Genomic DNA, 19578 nt, shown 5'->3' with positions numbered 1-19578 from the left:
CCTCCTTATTAGCTTAAAGACCTTTTTTTGGTCTAGTGCAAAACTAGTGGTTAACATCAACATACGCCAATACCACCTTTTTTGCAACTCTTTTTCTTATAATTTATAAATTTTTTTAGAAATATAATGATAAAATGATAAACACCCATAGAATCCCTTTGACTAAAGTCTCAGAATAATCAACCGGGGATATAATAAACCATCTTTCTGTGGATTTCCACCTGCGGTTAGCTAAATTAATCGATTTTTTATGAGCCATTGACCTCATCACTTTGGTTAAAGTCGACGTCTGTTAACCGGATTAAATGACTATACCCGTAGATTAATCATTTTAATATTAATATCTCCTATTCTAATGTTTATATAGGAGTCATTTGTTTTACTGATGTCTTTCTTTAATTCAAATAAAAAAAGCCAACACTTATTTGGTCGGCTTTTTCAACTTATGTTATCTTTCTTAGGAAGAACGTCAAAATCTGACCTCTCCTTTTTTTGGTAAACGTACAGCCATTAACATAAATAAACAAAACATACACAAATAGCCGTATAACGGGTATAAAAAGGTTATTAATGAACCATACCCTATTTGACTTATCGCACAGGTTAATATTAAAAATATGACGATTATTTTTCTATATTCCATACCACTTAAACTTTGAATTTGTCTTGACATACCAAAGATGTTTCCTATATAAGTCGTGAAAATCTCTCCATAAATAATCGTGACATATAAGAAATGGATGATCGGCCCAAAGTATTTCACGACTTCAGCTATCGGTATCTCGAACAGCAAAACTTGTGGGTGATTTAACAACACGACATGTGACACAAATAGCATCAAGGTAAACCCTATTCCCCCGATGGCTCCACCATAAAGTAAGACTTTTTCATTGTTTATTTCTTGACCTAGAGGAACTAAAACGGTTAAGGCTGTAATTAAATTGAATGAAACGTAAGAAAACGCATGAATGACCCAATGATAATGAAAGGGTTTATTGACTTTCCATATTGTATCGGGATCAATTTGACCATGTATAATGAAATAAAGACCAATGACAAGTGAAAACGTAATCATGATTGGAACAATACAAGAGTTGATCAACATGACACCCTTTGCCCCTTTTAACAATAAAATGAAACAAAGAAGAATAGCGAGTGCAATCCCGATATGTCTTGATAACCCCCATTGCTCCTGAAAAACAGCACCACTTCCAGCCAGCATCACACCTGTCACGCCAAACACGATAAAAAATATTAACGCCTGTATGATTAAACCCATTTGTTTTCCAAATATGTATTCCGTTAACTCGTTAAATGAAGTTGCTTTGATTCGACCTGCTAAAACTAACATTTTTGTACCAATCCAGGTGAAAATAACACCACTGACTAGAATCCCAATACTTCCTAAAGATCCGAACTGTGTAAAAAACTGAATAATTTCTTTTCCAGATGCAAAACCCGCTCCAACAATGGTACCGATATAGGTTGCAGCCACTTGAAAAATCAATCTAATATTACGCATATCGACACCTCTTTACTCTGTCCCACTTCCATACCATTATATAGACAAGTTACCTGAAATATGCTTAGTAAAAAAGAAAACTTGCCGATTGGCCAACCCTAGGGCGCAGACAGAGGCCTAGATGTGCTTACACTTTTTTACCTTAAATTTTTTCCTTCTAAAGTATAAATAAGAAGTGCCTCAACCTGAGACACTTCCCCTTCTTCTTATTTATTGATTCATTTCATCGAAACTTAGTATACGTAAGCTGTTCCGATAATGACCAATAGAATAAACAAGACAACGATAAGAGCGAAACCTGAACCAAAACCTGCTGCAGATTCTCCCATCAATGCCACCACCTTTTCTTAAAGCTTACTATATACTATGTCAAACGCTGATAAGGGTTATTGTAAAATAGAAAATTGGGCACCTACGTCTAGTCAAACCTTAATATGTTATACTAATGACTGGTAACACTTATATACATATGATCGGAGGGCTATAGATGGAAAACTTTCAGAATATTTTAGAAAAGTATGCCGAAGTCGCCATAAAGATAGGAATCAATCTACAAAAAAACCAAACGCTCGTTATTGATGCTCCGATACCAGCACTTGATTATGTTCGACTCGTGACGAAAAAAGCTTATGAGTTGGGGGCAAAAAATGTCATCATTAATTGGGACGATGAAGCCACTAAACGGATGAATTTCGAATACGCGTCTGAAGAAGCTCTAACCGAGTTCCCTGAATGGTTAAAAGTAAAATACGATGAACTCATTAAACAAAACGCTGCGATCTTAACGATATACAGTCCAAACCCTGACTTATTACAAGGAATTGATCCAAATCGACTTTCAAAGGCGATGAAAACAAGAACAGAAGGCTTGAAACATTTACTAAATGCTAAAAAATCGGCCACAATCAGCTGGTCTATCGTGTCTGTCCCTACTAAAGAATGGGCGGCCAAAATCTTTCCTGATCTTTCAGAAAGCGAAAGTATGGAGGAACTTTGGAAACAAATCTTCCATACCACTCGTATGACATCTGAGAATCCTGTTAGTGAATGGGAATCCCATATTGAACGCTTTATTGAAAAATTAACCTTTTTAAATGAAAACAAATTTAAAACATTGCACTATTATGGTTCTGGTACCGATTTAACGATTGATTTGGCAAAGGATCATATCTGGTCTGGTGCAGGTATGAATAATCAGGAAGGGACCTACTTCGTCCCAAACATACCAACTGAAGAGGTCTTTACGATGCCCGATAGAAATGGTGTCAATGGGACTGTTACAAGTACAAAACCGTTAAATTATAATGGAAACTTAATTAATCATTTTTCACTAACTTTTAAAGACGGCCGAATTATCGATTATAAAGCAGAAGAAGGCTTTGAAATATTAAAAGGCTTAATTGAAACAGATGAAGGTTCTCACTATTTAGGTGAAGTGGCTTTAGTCCCACATCATTCACCCATTTCAGACACAAATCTTATCTTCTATAATACCTTATTTGATGAGAATGCCTCATGCCATCTAGCCATTGGCTTTGCCTATCCTTTTAATATTGAAAATGGAACGGAAATGACTGAAGAAGAACTTGCAGAGCATGGTGCAAACTTAAGCCTTGTTCATGAGGACTTCATGGTTGGTTCGGCAGATCTTAACATTGATGGTATAAAAGCAAATGGAGAGAAAATAGCCATTTTCCGCCATGGTAACTGGGCATTTTAAGAACTCAAAAACCCGCTCTGTAGAACGTCTGAGCGGGTTTTTTAAATTCTTACTCTTCTTTTTCTCTCACTTCTTCATGACTCTCTTCCAATTTAAAATGAGTGAGCATATCATTTAAGAGATTGGCATGTTCGTCTAAATCTGAAGCTAATCGATTTAGAACTTCCATCGAAGAAGTTTGTTCTTCAATAGATGCGGCAATTTCTTCTGTTGCAGCAGCTGTTTCCTGACCTATCACGGTTATACTATGAATATTCTTTTTAATCTCTTCATTATCCTTAAGCATTTGCTCCATGGATTTAGCAATCTTATCGATAAGAATAGAACTGCTTTGCGAATAGTCACTAATTCGTTTAAACACTTTTTCAGATTGGTTAACGACACGGAATTGTTGTTCAAGAACCTTACTTGTATTTCCTGCTAATTTTACAGTACGACTTGTGTCATTTTGAATATCTCCTATAATAGTGGATATTTCTTTTAAAGCATCATTCGTTTGATCTGAAAGTTTTTTTACTTCTTCAGCAACAACAGCAAATCCCTTACCATGCTCCCCAGCTCGTGCTGCTTCTATGGCAGCATTTAAAGCAAGTAAATTTGTTTGACCAGCAATTTCAGCCACTGTGTTAACAATCTTACTAACATTTTTAGATCGATTGTTTAACTGAGTAATGGCTTCGATAATATCCGCTGTTATGCTTGTTGTATCTTCAGATTGTTTTCGTAAACTTTGTGCAGCTAAATTCCCCTGTTCACTGACCTCTGTGATTTCCTGGGCGCCTTGCTTAAACACATTCACTTGTTTACTCATGTCTTCCAATTTATCTGCAAATTCGTCCGTTGCTTTAAGATTACTATCCATTAATTCAGATTGATTATTCGCTCCCGTAGATATTTCTTCCATAGTCGTAGCGACCTCATTTGAAGAAGCTGTATTTTCTTCAGCACTGGCTACAAGTGTCTGTGAAGCTTCCTGGACATTTGATGAAATAAGCTTAATATTCTCGATCATCGATTTGTTTTGAGTAATCATTCGATTTACACTTAATCCTAGTTGCCCAATTTCATCATGATGGAAGAAATCAACACGTTTTGTCAAATCACCTTTTTCAAGACTCTCTATAGCACCTTTTAAAACATTTACCCGCTTCTCAATTTTTTGTGTAACAAAAATCGCAATACCAACAGCTAACAAAATAACGATGGCTAAAGTAATGAGAATGGTCGGTAAAATCCCTTGAGCTTTTTTTGTAAATTCACTCTTGTTAACTTGTCCTACAATCATCCAATCTGTCGTCTGATTTTTAACAAATGTGGTGATGTGATCAACACCCTGATCTGTTTCAGTATAAAGGCCATCTTGTCCCATTTTTTTCATACGATTTAGATCAAATTGTTTGGAGGCAGACTTTCCGAGAAGTTTATGATTTTGTGCCGCGAGAAACGCACCTTTCTTATCTAACAAATAGACTTGTCCTGTTTCTCCAAACTTTACATGATTAATTTGATTAACTAATGTACTTAATGAAATATCAACCGCAAAGACGCCTTTTAATTGATCCCCTTTGTAGACGGCATGAGCGACGGTCACTAATAATTGTCCATCGGTTGCATTTTTATACGGCTCAGTCCAGATGGTCTTTTCCTTATTCGCTAAGGCCTCTTTATACCACGGTCGCGATCTAGCATCGTAATCCTTAGGAATATCTTGTCTTGGATAGATGGTCACCTTTCCTTGTTTTGATTCACCGAAATAAATATTCATCACGTTTTTATTCGTAAGGCCAATATTCTCAAACTGACGATAATAGAGCGTTTTTTCACCGTTTTTTAATTCTTGACTATTTGCCACAACATTAATGAGATTCTCCGTATCATCCACAAACACATTAAAATTATCATTTACGGCTTTTAATTGACTGCTCGTTGACTGAGATAACTCATTTTCAACAAGGCGGGCACTATAAAAATAACCGATAAGAGATAATGCAACTCCCGAAATCACAATAATTGAGATAAACGGAATTAATAGTTGTGTTCTTAACCTGGTGATTCTTTTTGTCTTTTCTTTAGGTTTTGTTTTTATTTTAGACCCCAAAATCCCATCCCCTTTTCTCTAAAAGTACATTCTCTCTATACTGAACCTTTCATGACTAAAGTCACAAGTGTTCTCGGCTATTTCATAAAAAGTCTCGATATAACCAATAAAAAAGTCTTATGTTTATAGTTATTATCGGATCGAATGGGTTTTTTTTAATATCTAAATTGAATAGTTTTATAAAAAATTCTTAAAAATACAAACTCCGACCCATTCGTTTTAAATAATGCCTGAGTACACAGCTTTGCCATAAAAAAACTGCCTCCTCCTGTGCGTCAAAAACCCCCTACTGATGGAAGCACTTATTCAGTAACTTCTAATAATTGGGATGCGGTTTAAAAATAAAGTGATAAAAGGCCGAGCTGACATTTTCACCTTTCCTCAACCACTTTATTTTCATTTTTTTATATTTCGAGGTTTACTTACATTGTTATTAGAAGAAAACAGGACTAGAAATATGCAGCGAAAAATGAGGGCTATGACGAGGCCAATCACCATACCTGCTAAATCGAAGGTTATCACGTCAATCAGATGTCCGGTTCTTCCAGGGATAAATCGTTGATGAAATTCATCGATACACGCATATAAAAATGGGAGAAGAAGGCCGAAAAAAACAGCGGTTCTACGCATCAAGCGTGTCGACAAAAGCAGATTAACAAATAAAAAAGTGAGAACAGCATATTCAGTCACGTGGCTCATCTTTCGAATCACAAATTCGATGAAAGCATAGGGATCCTGTGTCGTGACGAGTGTTCCATCGTACAAAAAAGAAACATGGGGAAGTGTATTAGCGTTCCAGTCAAAATGAGACCGTAAAAAGGGCTGAATATTTTGCTGTTGATAAGGTGTGTTAGATGCCTGAAAAATAGCGGCAATGAGGATTAATATTAAGATTAACCAAAAATAAAATCCAAAACGATGACGCATAAGAACTCTCCAATCCAAACATTTTGTTGTGATCTAGTGGTGATTCTTGTTCTATGTAAGATGTTTAATCAATCCTTTATGATCGATATGAACTAAACTATGAGGTTACAAAGTTATACCTGTTATTATAACCTAGGTTCAGTGAAATGTAAGACATTTATTATTTTTTTCTTATTTTTCAGTTTTTCATTTAAGAATGAACGCTTTATAGTATTTTCTCGATACAACTTTCTCAAATAACGATACAGTTTAGCCGATAAAGTTTTCACAAAATAACTAAAGGGAATCAGGAGTTGGTGCGATCCTGATTCCCTTGTGATTTTTGTTTTCCAATTTTTTAAAGTCAACAATGGATTATTTATTCGCTTGACGAGCTAATTCGGCAATTTGATCATTTACATGATCTTCTACGAGACCCCCATGATAGCAAATAACTTTTTGTATATCCCAAGTTGTCAATTTTTTCAACGAAGTCATGGCCATCTCCATATCAGGGGTCACCGCTTCTCTTGGTCCTTCAAGCCGCCCATGGTTGGCAATCAGCGCATCTCCTGCGATAAGGACTCTATCTCTGTGACAATATAAGCTAATGTGTCCTGGCGTATGCCCAGGAGTATGAATGACCGTAATACCACCACATTGAGGTAAATAATCACCATCCGTTAATAAGTGATCTACATTCCCTTTAGGCGGTAAGGTTTCAAGTTTTTTCTTAGCCTCCGCTTGGACCTCAGGAGATAATCCACTTATGCGATCAAGTAATGCCTCTTTATTAAATTTTATTAAGGGCATTTCTCCTTCAATGTATGGTTTATCTAATGGATGGGCGTATATAGTGATAGATTCACCCAAATCACGAACAAGTTCAGACAAGCTTCCGATATGATCGATATCTTGATGTGTTAAAATAATAGCTTTAATTTTGTCTAATGAAATCCCTTTTTCTTCTATGGCATGTTCAATGCAATGACTTGATTCAGGCGTTCCTGTATCCACTAGAATGGCATCTTGATCATCCCAAATGAGAGTTGGAAATATCGGACTAGAATTCCCAAATAAATTCATCTTCAAATCGATGGTTTCAATACCTTTTGCAATCCTCATATCCATTTGGCTCAAGGACCTGAGCCACACCTCCCTGACCTTTTGATATACTATCTTTTACTCTACGTTCATCCATCCAAATGGTCGTTATCTCTGTTTTCATATTATATCGTACATTTAGTTTCGCTTCTAATTATAAGATTGACCATTTCCACATATTAAAAACCACAGCTCTCTTAAACTGTGGTCCAAAGTAAAAAATCAAAAATTTCTCAAACGGGATAGGATACAATGAGTTCAGTTTGACCGTTTAATGAAAAAGAATCAACACTCGCCGGAACAATAAAGTGATCCCCTTTATTAATTTGGAATTTTTGACCGTTCATTGTAATACCACCAGCTCCATCAATGACACTTGCCAATAAAAACGGCCAAGCTTTCTCAATCATTTTTGACTGTCCACGAATATCCCATTTTGAAACGGAAAAATACTTTTCATGGCATAATTCTGTAAAAACAGCTTGATCTTCTTGTTTAACGTGATAAGTGAGTGTCGGGTCTTCATGTGGATAATGGGTAACATCAATGGATTGTTGAATATGTAGTTCTCGCTTATTTCCATGAGCATCTTCACGATCGTAATCATAGACACGGTAAGTGATATCAGAGCTTTGCTGAGATTCGAGAATAAGAATTCCTCCACCTATGGCATGGATGGTTCCACTTGGCACATAAAAGAAATCGCCTGGTTTGACTTTAACTTTTCGAAGTAGGTGATTCCACTGTCCTTTATCTACCATCTCTTGAAATTCTTCTGGTGATTGGGCTTCATGGCCAAAGACAATCTCTGCACCCTCCTCGCAATCTATAATATACCAGCACTCGGTTTTCCCAAAAGGTTGATGTTCCTTATCTTGAGCATATTGATCATCAGGATGAACTTGAACAGATAGATCCGTCTTGGCATCTAATATCTTTGTTAACAAAGGAAAATCTTTGCTTTTATAATGATCAAAGAGTTCAGGATTTTCTTTCCAGACAGTCTCTAATGTTTTCCCTTTATGAACTCCATTCCGAATGATAGATGGTCCGTGAGATAGAGCAGAAATCCCCCAACATTCTCCCGTCGTATCTGTTGGAATATCATAGCCAAATAACTCTCTTAAACGGGTGCCGCCCCAAATACGATCTTGAAAAACAGGATTCAGAAAAAGTGGTTCTAAAAGCATGTCCTATATCCTCCTTCTAATGGATTGAATAATTTTGTATGTATTTTTTAATTCCCAAGTAGAGTATATCATGAACTCCTTTCAAAATGGGATATGATCAAATTAAGAAAAATAGGCATTTGTAACACTTGAAGTTTTTTGTGAGGATGGTTAATTCATCTGTTCTGAACCTCTCATGACTAAAGTCACGAGTGTTCTCGGCTATTTCATAAAAACAAAAAAATCTACCAGAGAACCTTTCAACCTTCTCTGATAGACTCATGCAAATTATATAGAGGGCAAGTTTTACATGATCATTCATCTAGTCTTGAACTAAAATATCTTTTAATATTTTATCGTCATGTAAAACTTTCCTCGCTTCTTCTTGATAAGGAGGATGATGCAAGTACGTATAACGGGAAGGCTTAATGTTTGGTGCTTGATCAATCGCTTTCTCAAAATCAGATCGCTTCATCCCCAATGTTTTGGCGTAATTAAAGAAGCCCGTTTCCGTTAAGACGCGAGAGACTCGTTCAAAACGATGATTTTGTACTTTACTCATAATATAAGTCGCGATGCCAACTTGAATACCATGAAGTTGAGGTTTCTCCGATATTTTATCTAAGGCGTGTGAAATCAAATGTTCACTACCGCTAGATGGGGCACTACTTCCTGCAATCTCCATTGCAATTCCACTCATAATAAGTGAATCCACTAGTTCTTTTAAAAAGAAATCATCTTTCACGTTTTCGAAAGTCGTCCTTGCAAAACTGTTGACGGCTTTCTTTGATAACATAAGAGCAACGGCATCGACTTGTCCCTTTTCATGTTGTTCTTCATATACCCAATCGTACAGAGCTGTTATTTTTGATATTAAATCCCCAACACCAGAATGAATAAACATTACAGGAGCCTTTTTTATCACATCGATGTCAACAATAATACCATAAGGCATCTTTGCACTCACAGAGACTCGTTTTCCTCCTATTGTTAAAGAGGCATTCGAACTTGAGAACCCATCATTTGATGTTGAGGTAGGAATACTAATAAAAGGAACTTTTTTAAGTAATGCCATATACTTAGCTGCATCTAATGCCTTTCCTCCACCTATGCCAACAATGGCTTGCGTTTGCTGAGGAAGCGAAAAAGCCTGATTAACGATATGATTCATATCGATATTAGTGACTTCTTGTTGATGAAGAACGTCAATATGAACTTTATTCAGGGAGTCAAAAACTTTAGAGCCGAGTAAATTCATTAACCCTTCACCAAAAAAAATGACAATACTTGAGAAACCACTTTTTTGAAGTAAAGGACCAATGTCGTTAAGCGTTCCTTTTCCTACTTCAAGAATCGTTGGAATGGAAATTTGATGTTCAGACATTTTCATCCTGAAAGACCCCTTTCTCAATAAAGTAATGATGGATATCCTGATAATTTTGAATTGGAATAAACGGATGGTTTTCTTCTTCAAGTAGTGATATTAATTTACCTTTTGCGAATGTGACATCAGCCATCAAGGCTGCCTTTAGATCGGGAGCCGTATCGCCAGCAAAATAGACTTTCTCATAACCTTTGGATGCTAAGTCCTTCGTAACCTTGGCTTTGTCAATCCCATACATTTCAGAATAGTGTGGATGGTCTTTTTTAACAGTAAGATGAATTCCGTTATCTTGAAAACGACCTTCATTAGAATAAACTTCGATACCCTCAATACCTAAGTGTTCAAATAATCGTTTAATATAATAATCAGATCCTGCACTAATAACGACAAAGTCGCCGCCTACTTCTTTGACCTTTTCAATGAACGCTTTGGCATATGGATCAAATGGAATATTCATGATATCTTCCATAATATCGTTTTCACTACGTCCAATGGATTGAAATAATTGACTTAAAAAGTCGATGTCAGTTTGTTTTTTACTATCCCACGCTTTATAAAGTTCTTCTTTTTTATCTTGAAAATAACTGTCTATCATAATATGAAAAAAATCTTTGTCCGTTAGTGTACCATCAAAATCAGAAATAAAAAGAAATGGTTTTTTTGTCATACAAAAGATCCTCCTGTTTCAATTCTGTTATAATACAGTTTTATTTATTATACCAAGGATAAAAAAGTTGTCATTAGCATGTAAGCGTATTCCGTGTGGCGAATTATTGAACAAACATCGTGCTGATAACGGTACTCTATCTACAATTTCTAATATAATCGATTTTTTGTATCGTAAAAAAAGAGGTGACGGGACTGTCGTCTTTCGTCACCTCTTCTAACTTTTATTCCCACCTCTTCTTTTTTTTATTCCAATTTAAAACCTTGAGAGGCAAGGTAGTCTTTCATATAAATACGGTTTTTCTTTGATAAATAGGCACTCATACTTTCTGTCCAAGTAGAATCCTTTTGATTGGACAATCTGCTCTGATAATAATCTTTTATGATTTCATCATATTCCTCGAGTAGCTGTGAATAGTCACTTTGATCATAGGCATTCTGATGAAGGACCGCTTTTCTTGGTAAACGTGGTTTGACATGCTGTCTTTCATCAGGAATTCCTACTGTTAATCCAACAAGAGGAAAAACATACTCTGGTAATTTCAATAAATCACTGATTTTTTCGATATTATTTCGAACACTTCCGATATAGCACGTACCATAGCCTAATGATTCTGAAGCTAGAGTAAGATTTTGAGCAAATAATGAAGCATCTACCGTAGCAACAAGGAAATTTTCAGTTGTTTCTGTATGTATCGTCACATCGTGCTTTTTGCCAGCAAGAGCTAAACGATAAAAATCAGCACATATGACAAAAAAAACGGCTGCATCCTTAACGTGATTGTTATAAGTCAATCGAGCACATTCTGCCTTAATGTCTGGATCTGTTACAGCAATAACCGAGTAAGCCTGTACAAAATTTGAGCTTGCGGCGTGTTGTGCTGCTTCAACAAGGTGTTCAATAGTTTCTTCAGAGATAGGTTCAGATTTATATTTTCGCACCGAGACATGTTTTTTCATCATTTGTAGAACATCATTCATTTCTATCGACCTCCTCTAGATAACTTTATTATATGAAATAAGAAATGTTATTAACAAACAAAACGTTTATCAAACGGTCGTTTTCTAAAAAACATTGGCTTAAGCCTTGCCTACTAGCTAAAAACACGGAGTTGACTAGTCCGTAACGGAATTAAGCTACTCATGATGGAGTTGAGGCGCTTCGACATGGAATTGAGCCACTACATGAATTGGGCTTATCCATATCTGAATTGAGCTACTGAGACATTTTGCTACCCTTTAAGAAGGAATGGTTCGAGCTCTTGTCAAAAAAAAAAATCAATAATGAAATCTGTCTAATTAAAAAAAAACAGAGATAGCTTAACTAGCTAAATCTGTCATCTACGCAAGATTTATATATAATCGATTAAATTTGTGTTACCATTTGCCACTTCATCTACTTTGTTCATCGTTTTATCTAAACGGTCCATTGGATTATTTTTAAAATCAACATAAGCAAGTGATAAACCTTCAAGCAAATCAATGGATGGTTCGTATAATCCATGGGCTAAGGATTTTTCATTTGATAACAAATAGGAAACGTGCCTAAAAGGAAAATAATGTCGTGTTTTTATTTTATCTGGTAACAGAGTTTCATCGACATGAACGACTTTCGCCTTTTTACCGACAACTAATTCAGCCGTTTCAATCCATGTTTTCCAATTCACTGGTGTTTTATAAGTGACATTGTAGGCTTTTCCAACAGAAAAGGTGTGGTTAATCACGCTTGCCATCATTTTAACAGCATCCGTAATATAAATAAATTGAACTTGACAGTCGCCTATAGGAACTGGTATTGGTTTGCCTTGTTCGATTCTATCAAACAAATAGGCTTCACGATATAAATTATTGCCCTCTCCATAAATGTAAGAAGGTCTAAATATAGTAATCGGCAATTCTTTCTCGGCATAGGAAAAGACATAATCCTCAGCTACCTTTTTATCTAAACCATAAACGCCCCAATTTGGATTGGCTCCACGTGAGCCTTCTTCATCAATCCAGTTTTCTGAATGATGGTAGACGCTTCCAGAACTGCAGAAAACATATCGCTTAAGATCTGATTTTGGTAAAACATCAATTAATATTTCGATGTCTTTTTTCGTATAAGCTGAGATATCAAACACATAATCATAAGATCGACCCTTTAGGACTTGTTCCAGTTGATCTTTATCACGCCTATCTGCGATTAAATGTGTTCGAAATCCAGCATAATCTATGGGATGTTGACCTCTCGTTAAAATATCAACTTTATAGTTTTCCTTGATTAAGTACTTTGCAAGAGCCTTACTTACAAACTGACTACCACCTAAAACTAATATACTCGTCATCTCAACAACGCTCCTTTAGCAAACACTTAGGGTTAAATAATCATTGCATACATACCATTATACGAAATTAAGACAAGAAAAACTATGATAAACTCCCTTGACTTCTTAAGTTTGATTTGTATTTATAAAGATAAACATGATTAGATGAATAATTTAGACGATATGTGACAGACTAATAAAAGAACGATTCAAGATCGCAAAAGCTAAATTTTGTCGTGTTTTTACCTAATGCTACTGGATGTTCATGAGTGATCCTACCCTAGTAAAAATGGAGGAATGAATATGGTTAAACGTACCATCTTCAGTTTTTTTATATGTTGTGTACTTCTACTCTCTATCACTTCTATTTCTGATGCACAAACAGATTTTAAATCAGCGAATACACTAGAAGGTTTCACAACTTCCTTGCTCTATCCCGCGATAGAAAATGCTGTTAAGGACCAGTATGGTAAAAAGAATATGTCGATTTCCGATGTTTCATTAATTCGGACAAATAACCTAGATCCAGATCGCAATATGACATTTGTTTGTACCGTTAGCCTACATACATCTCTACCCGGCCACAGACCACCTTTTGCCGTTGACACTATAAAATTTAAAGTCAATAAGGGAGCGATTCGAGTTCTCGAATACAAACATAAAATGGTCCCAGCTTCATTATAATGAAAACATATAACAGGAAATATTGATAGGCTATTAGACTAATTGTTAAGAATTTGTTAAATATACATGTCATTTTGCATAAATATTTAAAAAATTCATAGACATTTATTGAACTGCGTTTTATTCTTATATTAATCATTCATTATTTCTAGTCCAATTAAATTTTGGATGTTAATACTCAGATAAGAGGGATTGATGTCATTGAATCGAAGAAAAGGATTCAATTTTGCTCTGCTTATTTTGTTAATATATAGTATTGTTAATATTGTCTACAGAAAAATTATTCATCACGAGCTTGACTATTGGTGGGTTCCTGTATCAATTATTATTTTAATTGGTTTCTTTCCGTTTGAAAAATTACTTAGAAAACGAAAAACCCATTTATTTAAAAGTTAAACATTTAGATTTCCACTTACAATGCCGTTAGCACAAAAAAATATCAAATTAAAATGGTTGCTGAATGTGAGATATTCAGCAACCACTTTTTGTTTATACTAACCCGATTGGTTTAATTAATCAGCAGTAGGGTATAAGCTCCCCACTGATCACTTTAGTGTTAATTATTTCACTTTTACAGACTTGAATGCTTCTTTTGCAAGAATTAAAGCTCCAGTAATACCCGCATTATCACCTAGTCCAGGTGGAACGATGTAATCATCAATTTGTTCAGCAACCTGAGGAAAGACGACATACCCATTGAGTAAGTCCTTCACCTTTTCTCTAATGAGCGGGAATAATCTTTCTTGCTTCATGACACCGCCACCCATAATGATCCGTTTAGGGGCAAGAATGAGAATGTACTGCATGAGTGCTTGAGCTAAGTAATCTGCTTCGATTTCCCAAGCTAGTGCATGGTCTGTTAAGAGATGACCTTTTTTACCCCATCTTGCTTCAATCGCCGGTCCCGCTGCAAGTCCTTCTAGACAATCCTTATGGAATGGACAATGACCTTCATAGTGATCTTCTGGATGTCTTCTTACAAGAATATGCCCCATTTCAGGATGGGAAAACCCTTGAACGAGTTGATGATTGCTTATAGCACCTGCTCCAATTCCTGTTCCTACCGTAATATAAAGACAACCATCAAGGCCTTTCGCTGCACCATAAGTTAATTCACCCAGAGCTGCACCATTCACATCGGTCGTAAATCCTACTGGTATATTAAGTTCATTTTCAAAGTGACTAATGAAAGGATAATCCTTCCAACCCGGTTTAGGTGTTGACGTAATGTTTCCATAAGTCGGACTGTCCTTATCAACATCAACTGGACCAAATGATGCAATTCCTAATGAATCCACTTGATGAGTTTTGAAAAATTCAATTACAGCAGGTATCGTTTTATCTGGATGATCTGTGTCTACCTTCATCCTTTCAAATATTTCACCTTTATCATTACCAACAGCACAAACGAATTTTGTACCGCCTGCCTCGATCGCTCCTAATTTCAATGTATTCACCTCTATTGTATAGTTTCATTTTTATAGCTCAATGATTAATCTAATTAAATATGTTTCCGCTTTCAATACCTAGCACTCTATTATTGTATCAAAAAAACCCAAAAAAAAGCGAGATATTTTAGAAAGAAAATAAATTTTTATAATTAGTAATTGGTTGGCTATCCATCCATTTATTGCCAAACTCCTCAGCCCATTAACTATCATTCGCAATTCCATCACTTGAGATTAGCTATTTCCCGAGAATTAGTGACGTTTTCCAACAGAACTCATACGATATCTTGTCGACTCGATACACAAATAAATTAAAAAACACCTTCGAAAAGTTCTTATTTAAGAATAAGCTCTTCGAAGGTATTTTATGTTCAATCAAGTCTTTACTAGTACAGGAGCATTAACCCAATCTACCTTGTCTAATTGTATCGATCATCATTTCAGCATTGGGATAACCAAATGATTGATACTGCTTGACTACTTTTTCAATATCATAAGGAACTTTAATAATACGTCCACTTATATTGCCATCAGCAATATCTAATAAACCATAAGATGCCTTAGCGACACCATCAAAAGGCAACCCTACACTACCTGTATTCATAATCAAATTTCCTTTTATGAAACGAATGAAGGCTGTATGTATATGGGCATAAACATACACGTTTTCAGGCCCCTCTAGATGAAAATGATCATAAATCGTATCATCCTTTGAATCAGAAGGAACTATATCGAACAAACTTTCAGGGGTGGCATGAAACAGTTTAATCATCGAATCATCCACTTGAAGTTGATATCCTGTCGGTAAATGGCTTAAATAATTCAAATCATCATCATCAAGCTTTGATGCTCCCCACTCTTGCTCTTTCTGCATGATTGATAACATGTGATCAGGTACCTCACCTTGTTTTACCCCACGAACGATCCATTCATCTGCATTCCCTTTAATGACAACCACACCTAGAGATCGCACCAGTTCTAAAGCCCGTTTGGGTTCTGGCCCGCGGAAACAGAGATCTCCTAATACGAAAATCTGATCAACGTTCTGTTTTTTAACGTCTTCCAAAACGACATCTAGTGCGACAGCGTTACCATGAATATCTGATATGAGTGCTATTCTCAAAACACCGAACCTCCTAGAGAGTTAATTATTGTTAACGATAACCATTTAATAGGTTGTTCAAATAGTCAACAAATGATAAACTGCGAATTTCGGCGTTGGCTCGTTTTTCCGGTCCTCATGTAGCGGACAAGAGGATCTTCAACTAAAATCGCTCACGTCCTGTGGCTGGCGCCTGAAGCTACCACATCATGTGGAATGCTGGTCCTCAAAACAGCGCCGCTCTTATCCTCCGACGCCCAGGACGGGCTAGTACTGGCGTTCTGACAGGATGCCAGCGTATTTAGCCAGTAACCCTTTTCATTTGTCACCTTTTTGAACACGCACTTTAATATCAGTTTAGCATAGATTAAAGCGGCAAAAAACCAATAACACACCATATAGACATATAGAAATTGACTATCTAATAATAAAGAAAACTTGCCGATTGGCTAGCCTAAGGCGCAGACAGAGGCCTAGAATGTGTCTCTATGGCTTTGCCTTCGTGACAACTCGATGCTTAATCGAAGAAGATTATGCTCGTTGCACTTATACTTTATTCCTTTAATTTATATATTTCTTAAAGTATAAAGAAAACTTGCCGATCGGCTAGCCTGTAAGGCGCAGACAGAGGCCTAGAATGTGTCACTACGGCTTTGCCTTCGTGACAACTCGATGCTTAATCGAAGAAGATTATGCTCGTTGCAAATTTTACTTTCTTAAAGTATAAAAAAAGCCCCTTCATAAGGGACAAAGTGTTAATAAAATTATTGTTTTACTTCAATTTTATTCTGTAAAAATTTCAATACAAAATCATCATAGTCAAACTGTTCATTGAGAATACGATCAATAACCTCTCTAACTGCACCCTCACCGCCTGGGCGTTTTGTAACATAATGCACATGTCGTTTGACCATGTCTACCGCATTCATTGGAGCACAAGCCAATCCCACCTGTTTAAGGATTAACAAATCATTAATATCATCACCGATAAAACAAACTTCCTCATGACTGATATTTAATTCATTTAATAAGTTTTCAAAAACTTGAATCTTGTCACTAATCCCTTCATATAAATATTCAATACTTAACTCTTTCGCTCTACGTCTCACAGCATCCGATTTTCTACCCGTAATGATCGCAAATTTAATGCCCGCATGTCTTGCTAGTGTAATTCCCATGCCATCTTGACTGTGGAACGCTTTAAGTTCGGTATTATTTGTTCCAATGATTAATTTACCATCCGTTAAAACGCCATCGACATCCAAAACCATTAATTTAATTTTAGGACTCATCAGTTACAACCCTAATTTCGTTAAGTCTTGGATGTGTATAAGAGCAATAGGTTTGTTATCCTTTTGAACGACCGGTAGAACATCGAAATTATGATCCTCCATAATACGAAGGGCTTCTGTTGCTAAATGGTTAGTATGAATCACAATAGGATTTTTGGTGTAAATATCCGTTATTTTCTTATCTAAAACTTGGTTTCCTTTAGATAGTTCACGTCTGATATCGCCATCTGTTAAGATACCGCAAACTTGGCCCTTCTCATCTACAACCGTTACCGCACCCAGACCTGATTCAGTCATCTTAAATAATACATCTTTTACATCGGCATGAGCGTCGGTTGTCGGATTGACTTTTTTCCTTTTTGCAATATGATTAACCGTCAATAAAAGCCGTCTACCTAACGATCCACCTGGATGAAAAAGAGCAAAGTTCTCTGGTTTAAAATCTCTTGCCTTAAGCAGAGCAACGGCAAGAGCATCCCCTAAGGCAAGAGTGACTGTTGTTGTTGAAGTTGGTGCTAATCCAAGAGGACAAGCCTCTTCAATATCACCAATATCGATAATAAAATCTGAACGATTTGCAAGAGTCGATGTTTTGGATCCTACAATACCGATGATTTTTGCTCCAATCCGTCTAATGGATGGCAATATTTTCATAATTTCTTCTGTTTCACCACTATTTGAAATCGCCATAACGATATCATCTTTGGTTATTTTCCCCAAATCACCATGAAGGGCTTCAGCTGGATGAAGGAAAAAAGACGGTGTTCCTGTACTCGCAAAAGTGGCCGCTATTTTTCTCCCAATTAAACCTGATTTCCCCATGCCTGTAAATATAATTTTTTTATCACAATATAAAATCATGTTGATAATATCATTAACGCCAGAATCTAACCGATCTTTTAGCTTTAGAATTTCATTTGCCTCAGTTTCCAATGCTTCTTTGATGCTACCCAAATAGTTTGTATTCGTTTCCATATTTGTCAGCATGACTTGCACCCCCATTAATGATTATTCACAATCTGAATATCTCTCACTAACTGGTCAATGTCTTTAATTGGTTTAAGTGTTTCTTCTAGATCGGATAATTTAACCATATTGGGTCCATCAGACCATGCTTGATCAGGATCAGGGTGGACTTCCATGAATACTGAATCTATCCCAACTGCGGCAGCAGCTCTAGATAAGTAGGGAACAAATTCTCTCTTTCCTCCCGTCGACGATCCATTTCCACCAGGAATTTGGACACTGTGTGTGGCATCAAATACAACAGGATAGCCAAGTTCCCGCATCGTTGGCAATGATCGCATATCAACGACCAAATTATTGTAGCCAAAAGAGGATCCACGTTCGGTCAATAATATCCTTTCATTTCCGGATTCTTCAAGCTTATTTACCACATTTTTCATATCCCATGGTGCTAGGAATTGCCCTTTTTTCACGTTAATAATCTTTTCTGTTTTTGCTGCTTCAACAAGTAGATCCGTTTGTCTACATAAAAAGGCAGGAATCTGCAAAATATCTAATACCTCACCAGCTATCTTTGCTTGATTAGGCTCATGAATATCTGAAGTTACAGGTACACCCAATGTTTCCTTCACTTTTCTTAAGATACGTAAACCTTCGTCAATTCCCGGTCCACGTTTTGAATAAATAGAAGAACGATTGGCTTTATCAAAAGAAGCTTTAAATACAAAGGGAATATTAAGTTTTGACGTAACTTCCTGAATGGCAGCTGCGGTTTGTAATACCATATCTTCACTTTCAATCACACATGGACCTGCTATTAAAACAAAAGGATGATTTCCACCGAATACGATATTCTCATTTAATTTAACCGTTTTTCCCATATTAGCACCTCTGATGTTTGAATTTTTAGATATTTGAATTGAAACTTAAATTTTCCTGCCCCTCCTTTTTCCTAAATTCATCGCACCTTAATTTTTCTATCTATAAAAAGAAATCGTTTAACAAGCCGTTCAATACATAATATGCTTAATTTCATCACTACATACATGTATTAAACTTTGGGCTTATATCCTATATACCCGTTAATTAATTAAGTAAACCTATTTTTATTTATTTTTTGTAAGCCCGAACTATAAAAATATGCGCACCTTTACGGTACGCATCGCAAATGGCCGTATATCATGATTTTCTCAAATCAAATATACGGCTAT

General features: G+C 36.1%; 18 protein-coding genes. 3 read left to right on the top strand and 15 right to left on the bottom strand.

The window, feature by feature from the left end:
* Positions 1-469: 469 nt before the first annotated feature.
* Complete coding sequence (locus tag FG390_RS10830) at positions 470-1522, bottom strand: YkvI family membrane protein (protein ID WP_141191058.1); 1053 nt, start codon at positions 1520-1522, stop codon at positions 470-472.
* A gap of 233 nt (positions 1523-1755) precedes the next feature.
* Positions 1756-1851 (bottom strand): YjcZ family sporulation protein, encoded by a 96-nt coding sequence (locus FG390_RS10825; protein WP_141191057.1) that lies wholly within the window; start codon positions 1849-1851, stop codon positions 1756-1758.
* A 158-nt stretch (positions 1852-2009) separates the two neighbouring features.
* On the opposite strand from FG390_RS10825, the gene FG390_RS10820 reads away from it, so the two are divergent.
* Positions 2010-3242, top strand: coding sequence for an aminopeptidase (locus tag FG390_RS10820; RefSeq protein WP_141191056.1), 1233 nt, complete (start codon positions 2010-2012; stop codon positions 3240-3242).
* 49 nt (positions 3243-3291) lie between these two features.
* Here FG390_RS10820 and FG390_RS10815 read toward each other — a convergent pair whose 3' ends face one another.
* The 8 genes from FG390_RS10815 to FG390_RS10780 all read right to left on the bottom strand — a co-directional run bounded on the left by FG390_RS10815 (position 3292) and on the right by FG390_RS10780 (position 12896).
* Complete coding sequence (locus tag FG390_RS10815; RefSeq protein WP_141191055.1) at positions 3292-5340, bottom strand: methyl-accepting chemotaxis protein; 2049 nt, start codon at positions 5338-5340, stop codon at positions 3292-3294.
* A 396-nt stretch (positions 5341-5736) separates the two neighbouring features.
* Positions 5737-6267 (bottom strand): VanZ family protein, encoded by a 531-nt coding sequence (locus FG390_RS10810; protein ID WP_141191054.1) that lies wholly within the window; start codon positions 6265-6267, stop codon positions 5737-5739.
* Positions 6268-6621: 354 nt separating this feature from the next.
* Entirely contained in the window at positions 6622-7377 is a 756-nt protein-coding gene (locus tag FG390_RS10805) for an MBL fold metallo-hydrolase (protein ID WP_258311654.1), read from the bottom strand.
* Positions 7378-7583: 206 nt separating this feature from the next.
* Positions 7584-8540, bottom strand: a complete 957-nt coding sequence (manA, locus tag FG390_RS10800) for a mannose-6-phosphate isomerase, class I (RefSeq protein ID WP_141191053.1) — start codon at positions 8538-8540, stop codon at positions 7584-7586.
* A gap of 301 nt (positions 8541-8841) precedes the next feature.
* Positions 8842-9909 (bottom strand): iron-containing alcohol dehydrogenase family protein, encoded by a 1068-nt coding sequence (locus FG390_RS10795; protein WP_141191052.1) that lies wholly within the window; start codon positions 9907-9909, stop codon positions 8842-8844.
* Positions 9896-10570 carry an MtnX-like HAD-IB family phosphatase gene (locus FG390_RS10790; RefSeq protein ID WP_141191051.1) on the bottom strand — a complete coding sequence of 225 codons (675 nt, stop codon included), beginning with the start codon at positions 10568-10570 and terminating at the stop codon, positions 9896-9898. The genes FG390_RS10795 and FG390_RS10790 overlap by 14 nt, the downstream gene beginning before the upstream one ends.
* Before the next feature lie 245 nt (positions 10571-10815).
* Complete coding sequence (nfsA, locus tag FG390_RS10785; protein WP_141191050.1) at positions 10816-11550, bottom strand: oxygen-insensitive NADPH nitroreductase; 735 nt, start codon at positions 11548-11550, stop codon at positions 10816-10818.
* A 371-nt stretch (positions 11551-11921) separates the two neighbouring features.
* Positions 11922-12896 (bottom strand): NAD-dependent epimerase/dehydratase family protein, encoded by a 975-nt coding sequence (locus FG390_RS10780; RefSeq protein ID WP_141191049.1) that lies wholly within the window; start codon positions 12894-12896, stop codon positions 11922-11924.
* Between the two features lie 282 nt (positions 12897-13178).
* Here FG390_RS10780 and FG390_RS10775 point away from each other — a divergent pair, with 282 nt between their 5' ends.
* The gene (locus FG390_RS10775; protein WP_181406469.1) at positions 13179-13559 is read left to right on the top strand and encodes a DUF3888 domain-containing protein; all 381 of its coding nucleotides are present in this window, start codon (positions 13179-13181) and stop codon (positions 13557-13559) included.
* Positions 13560-13754: 195 nt separating this feature from the next.
* Positions 13755-13955 (top strand): hypothetical protein, encoded by a 201-nt coding sequence (locus FG390_RS10770; RefSeq protein WP_141191047.1) that lies wholly within the window; start codon positions 13755-13757, stop codon positions 13953-13955.
* Positions 13956-14119: 164 nt separating this feature from the next.
* On the opposite strand, the gene FG390_RS10765 is transcribed toward FG390_RS10770, so the two are convergent.
* The 5 genes from FG390_RS10765 to kdsA form a co-directional block, all read right to left on the bottom strand.
* Positions 14120-15007: an ROK family protein gene (locus FG390_RS10765; protein WP_141191046.1), complete on the bottom strand. Its 888-nt coding sequence runs from the start codon at positions 15005-15007 to the stop codon at positions 14120-14122.
* A gap of 400 nt (positions 15008-15407) precedes the next feature.
* Positions 15408-16130: a metallophosphoesterase family protein gene (locus FG390_RS10760; protein ID WP_141191045.1), complete on the bottom strand. Its 723-nt coding sequence runs from the start codon at positions 16128-16130 to the stop codon at positions 15408-15410.
* Positions 16131-16873: 743 nt separating this feature from the next.
* Positions 16874-17401 carry a KdsC family phosphatase gene (locus FG390_RS10755; protein ID WP_141191044.1) on the bottom strand — a complete coding sequence of 176 codons (528 nt, stop codon included), beginning with the start codon at positions 17399-17401 and terminating at the stop codon, positions 16874-16876.
* A 3-nt stretch (positions 17402-17404) separates the two neighbouring features.
* Positions 17405-18388 (bottom strand): KpsF/GutQ family sugar-phosphate isomerase, encoded by a 984-nt coding sequence (locus tag FG390_RS10750; RefSeq protein WP_141191043.1) that lies wholly within the window; start codon positions 18386-18388, stop codon positions 17405-17407.
* A 14-nt stretch (positions 18389-18402) separates the two neighbouring features.
* Entirely contained in the window at positions 18403-19248 is an 846-nt protein-coding gene (gene kdsA, locus FG390_RS10745; protein WP_141191042.1) for a 3-deoxy-8-phosphooctulonate synthase, read from the bottom strand.
* Between the last annotated feature and the right edge of the window lie 330 nt (positions 19249-19578).

This window comes from Terrilactibacillus laevilacticus (genome assembly GCF_006517395.1).
In the GTDB taxonomy this organism is placed as follows: Bacteria; Bacillota; Bacilli; order Bacillales; family Sporolactobacillaceae; genus Terrilactibacillus; species Terrilactibacillus laevilacticus.
Note: the sequence above shows the minus strand (reverse complement) of the source record. Positions and strands in the feature narration are given on the sequence as shown.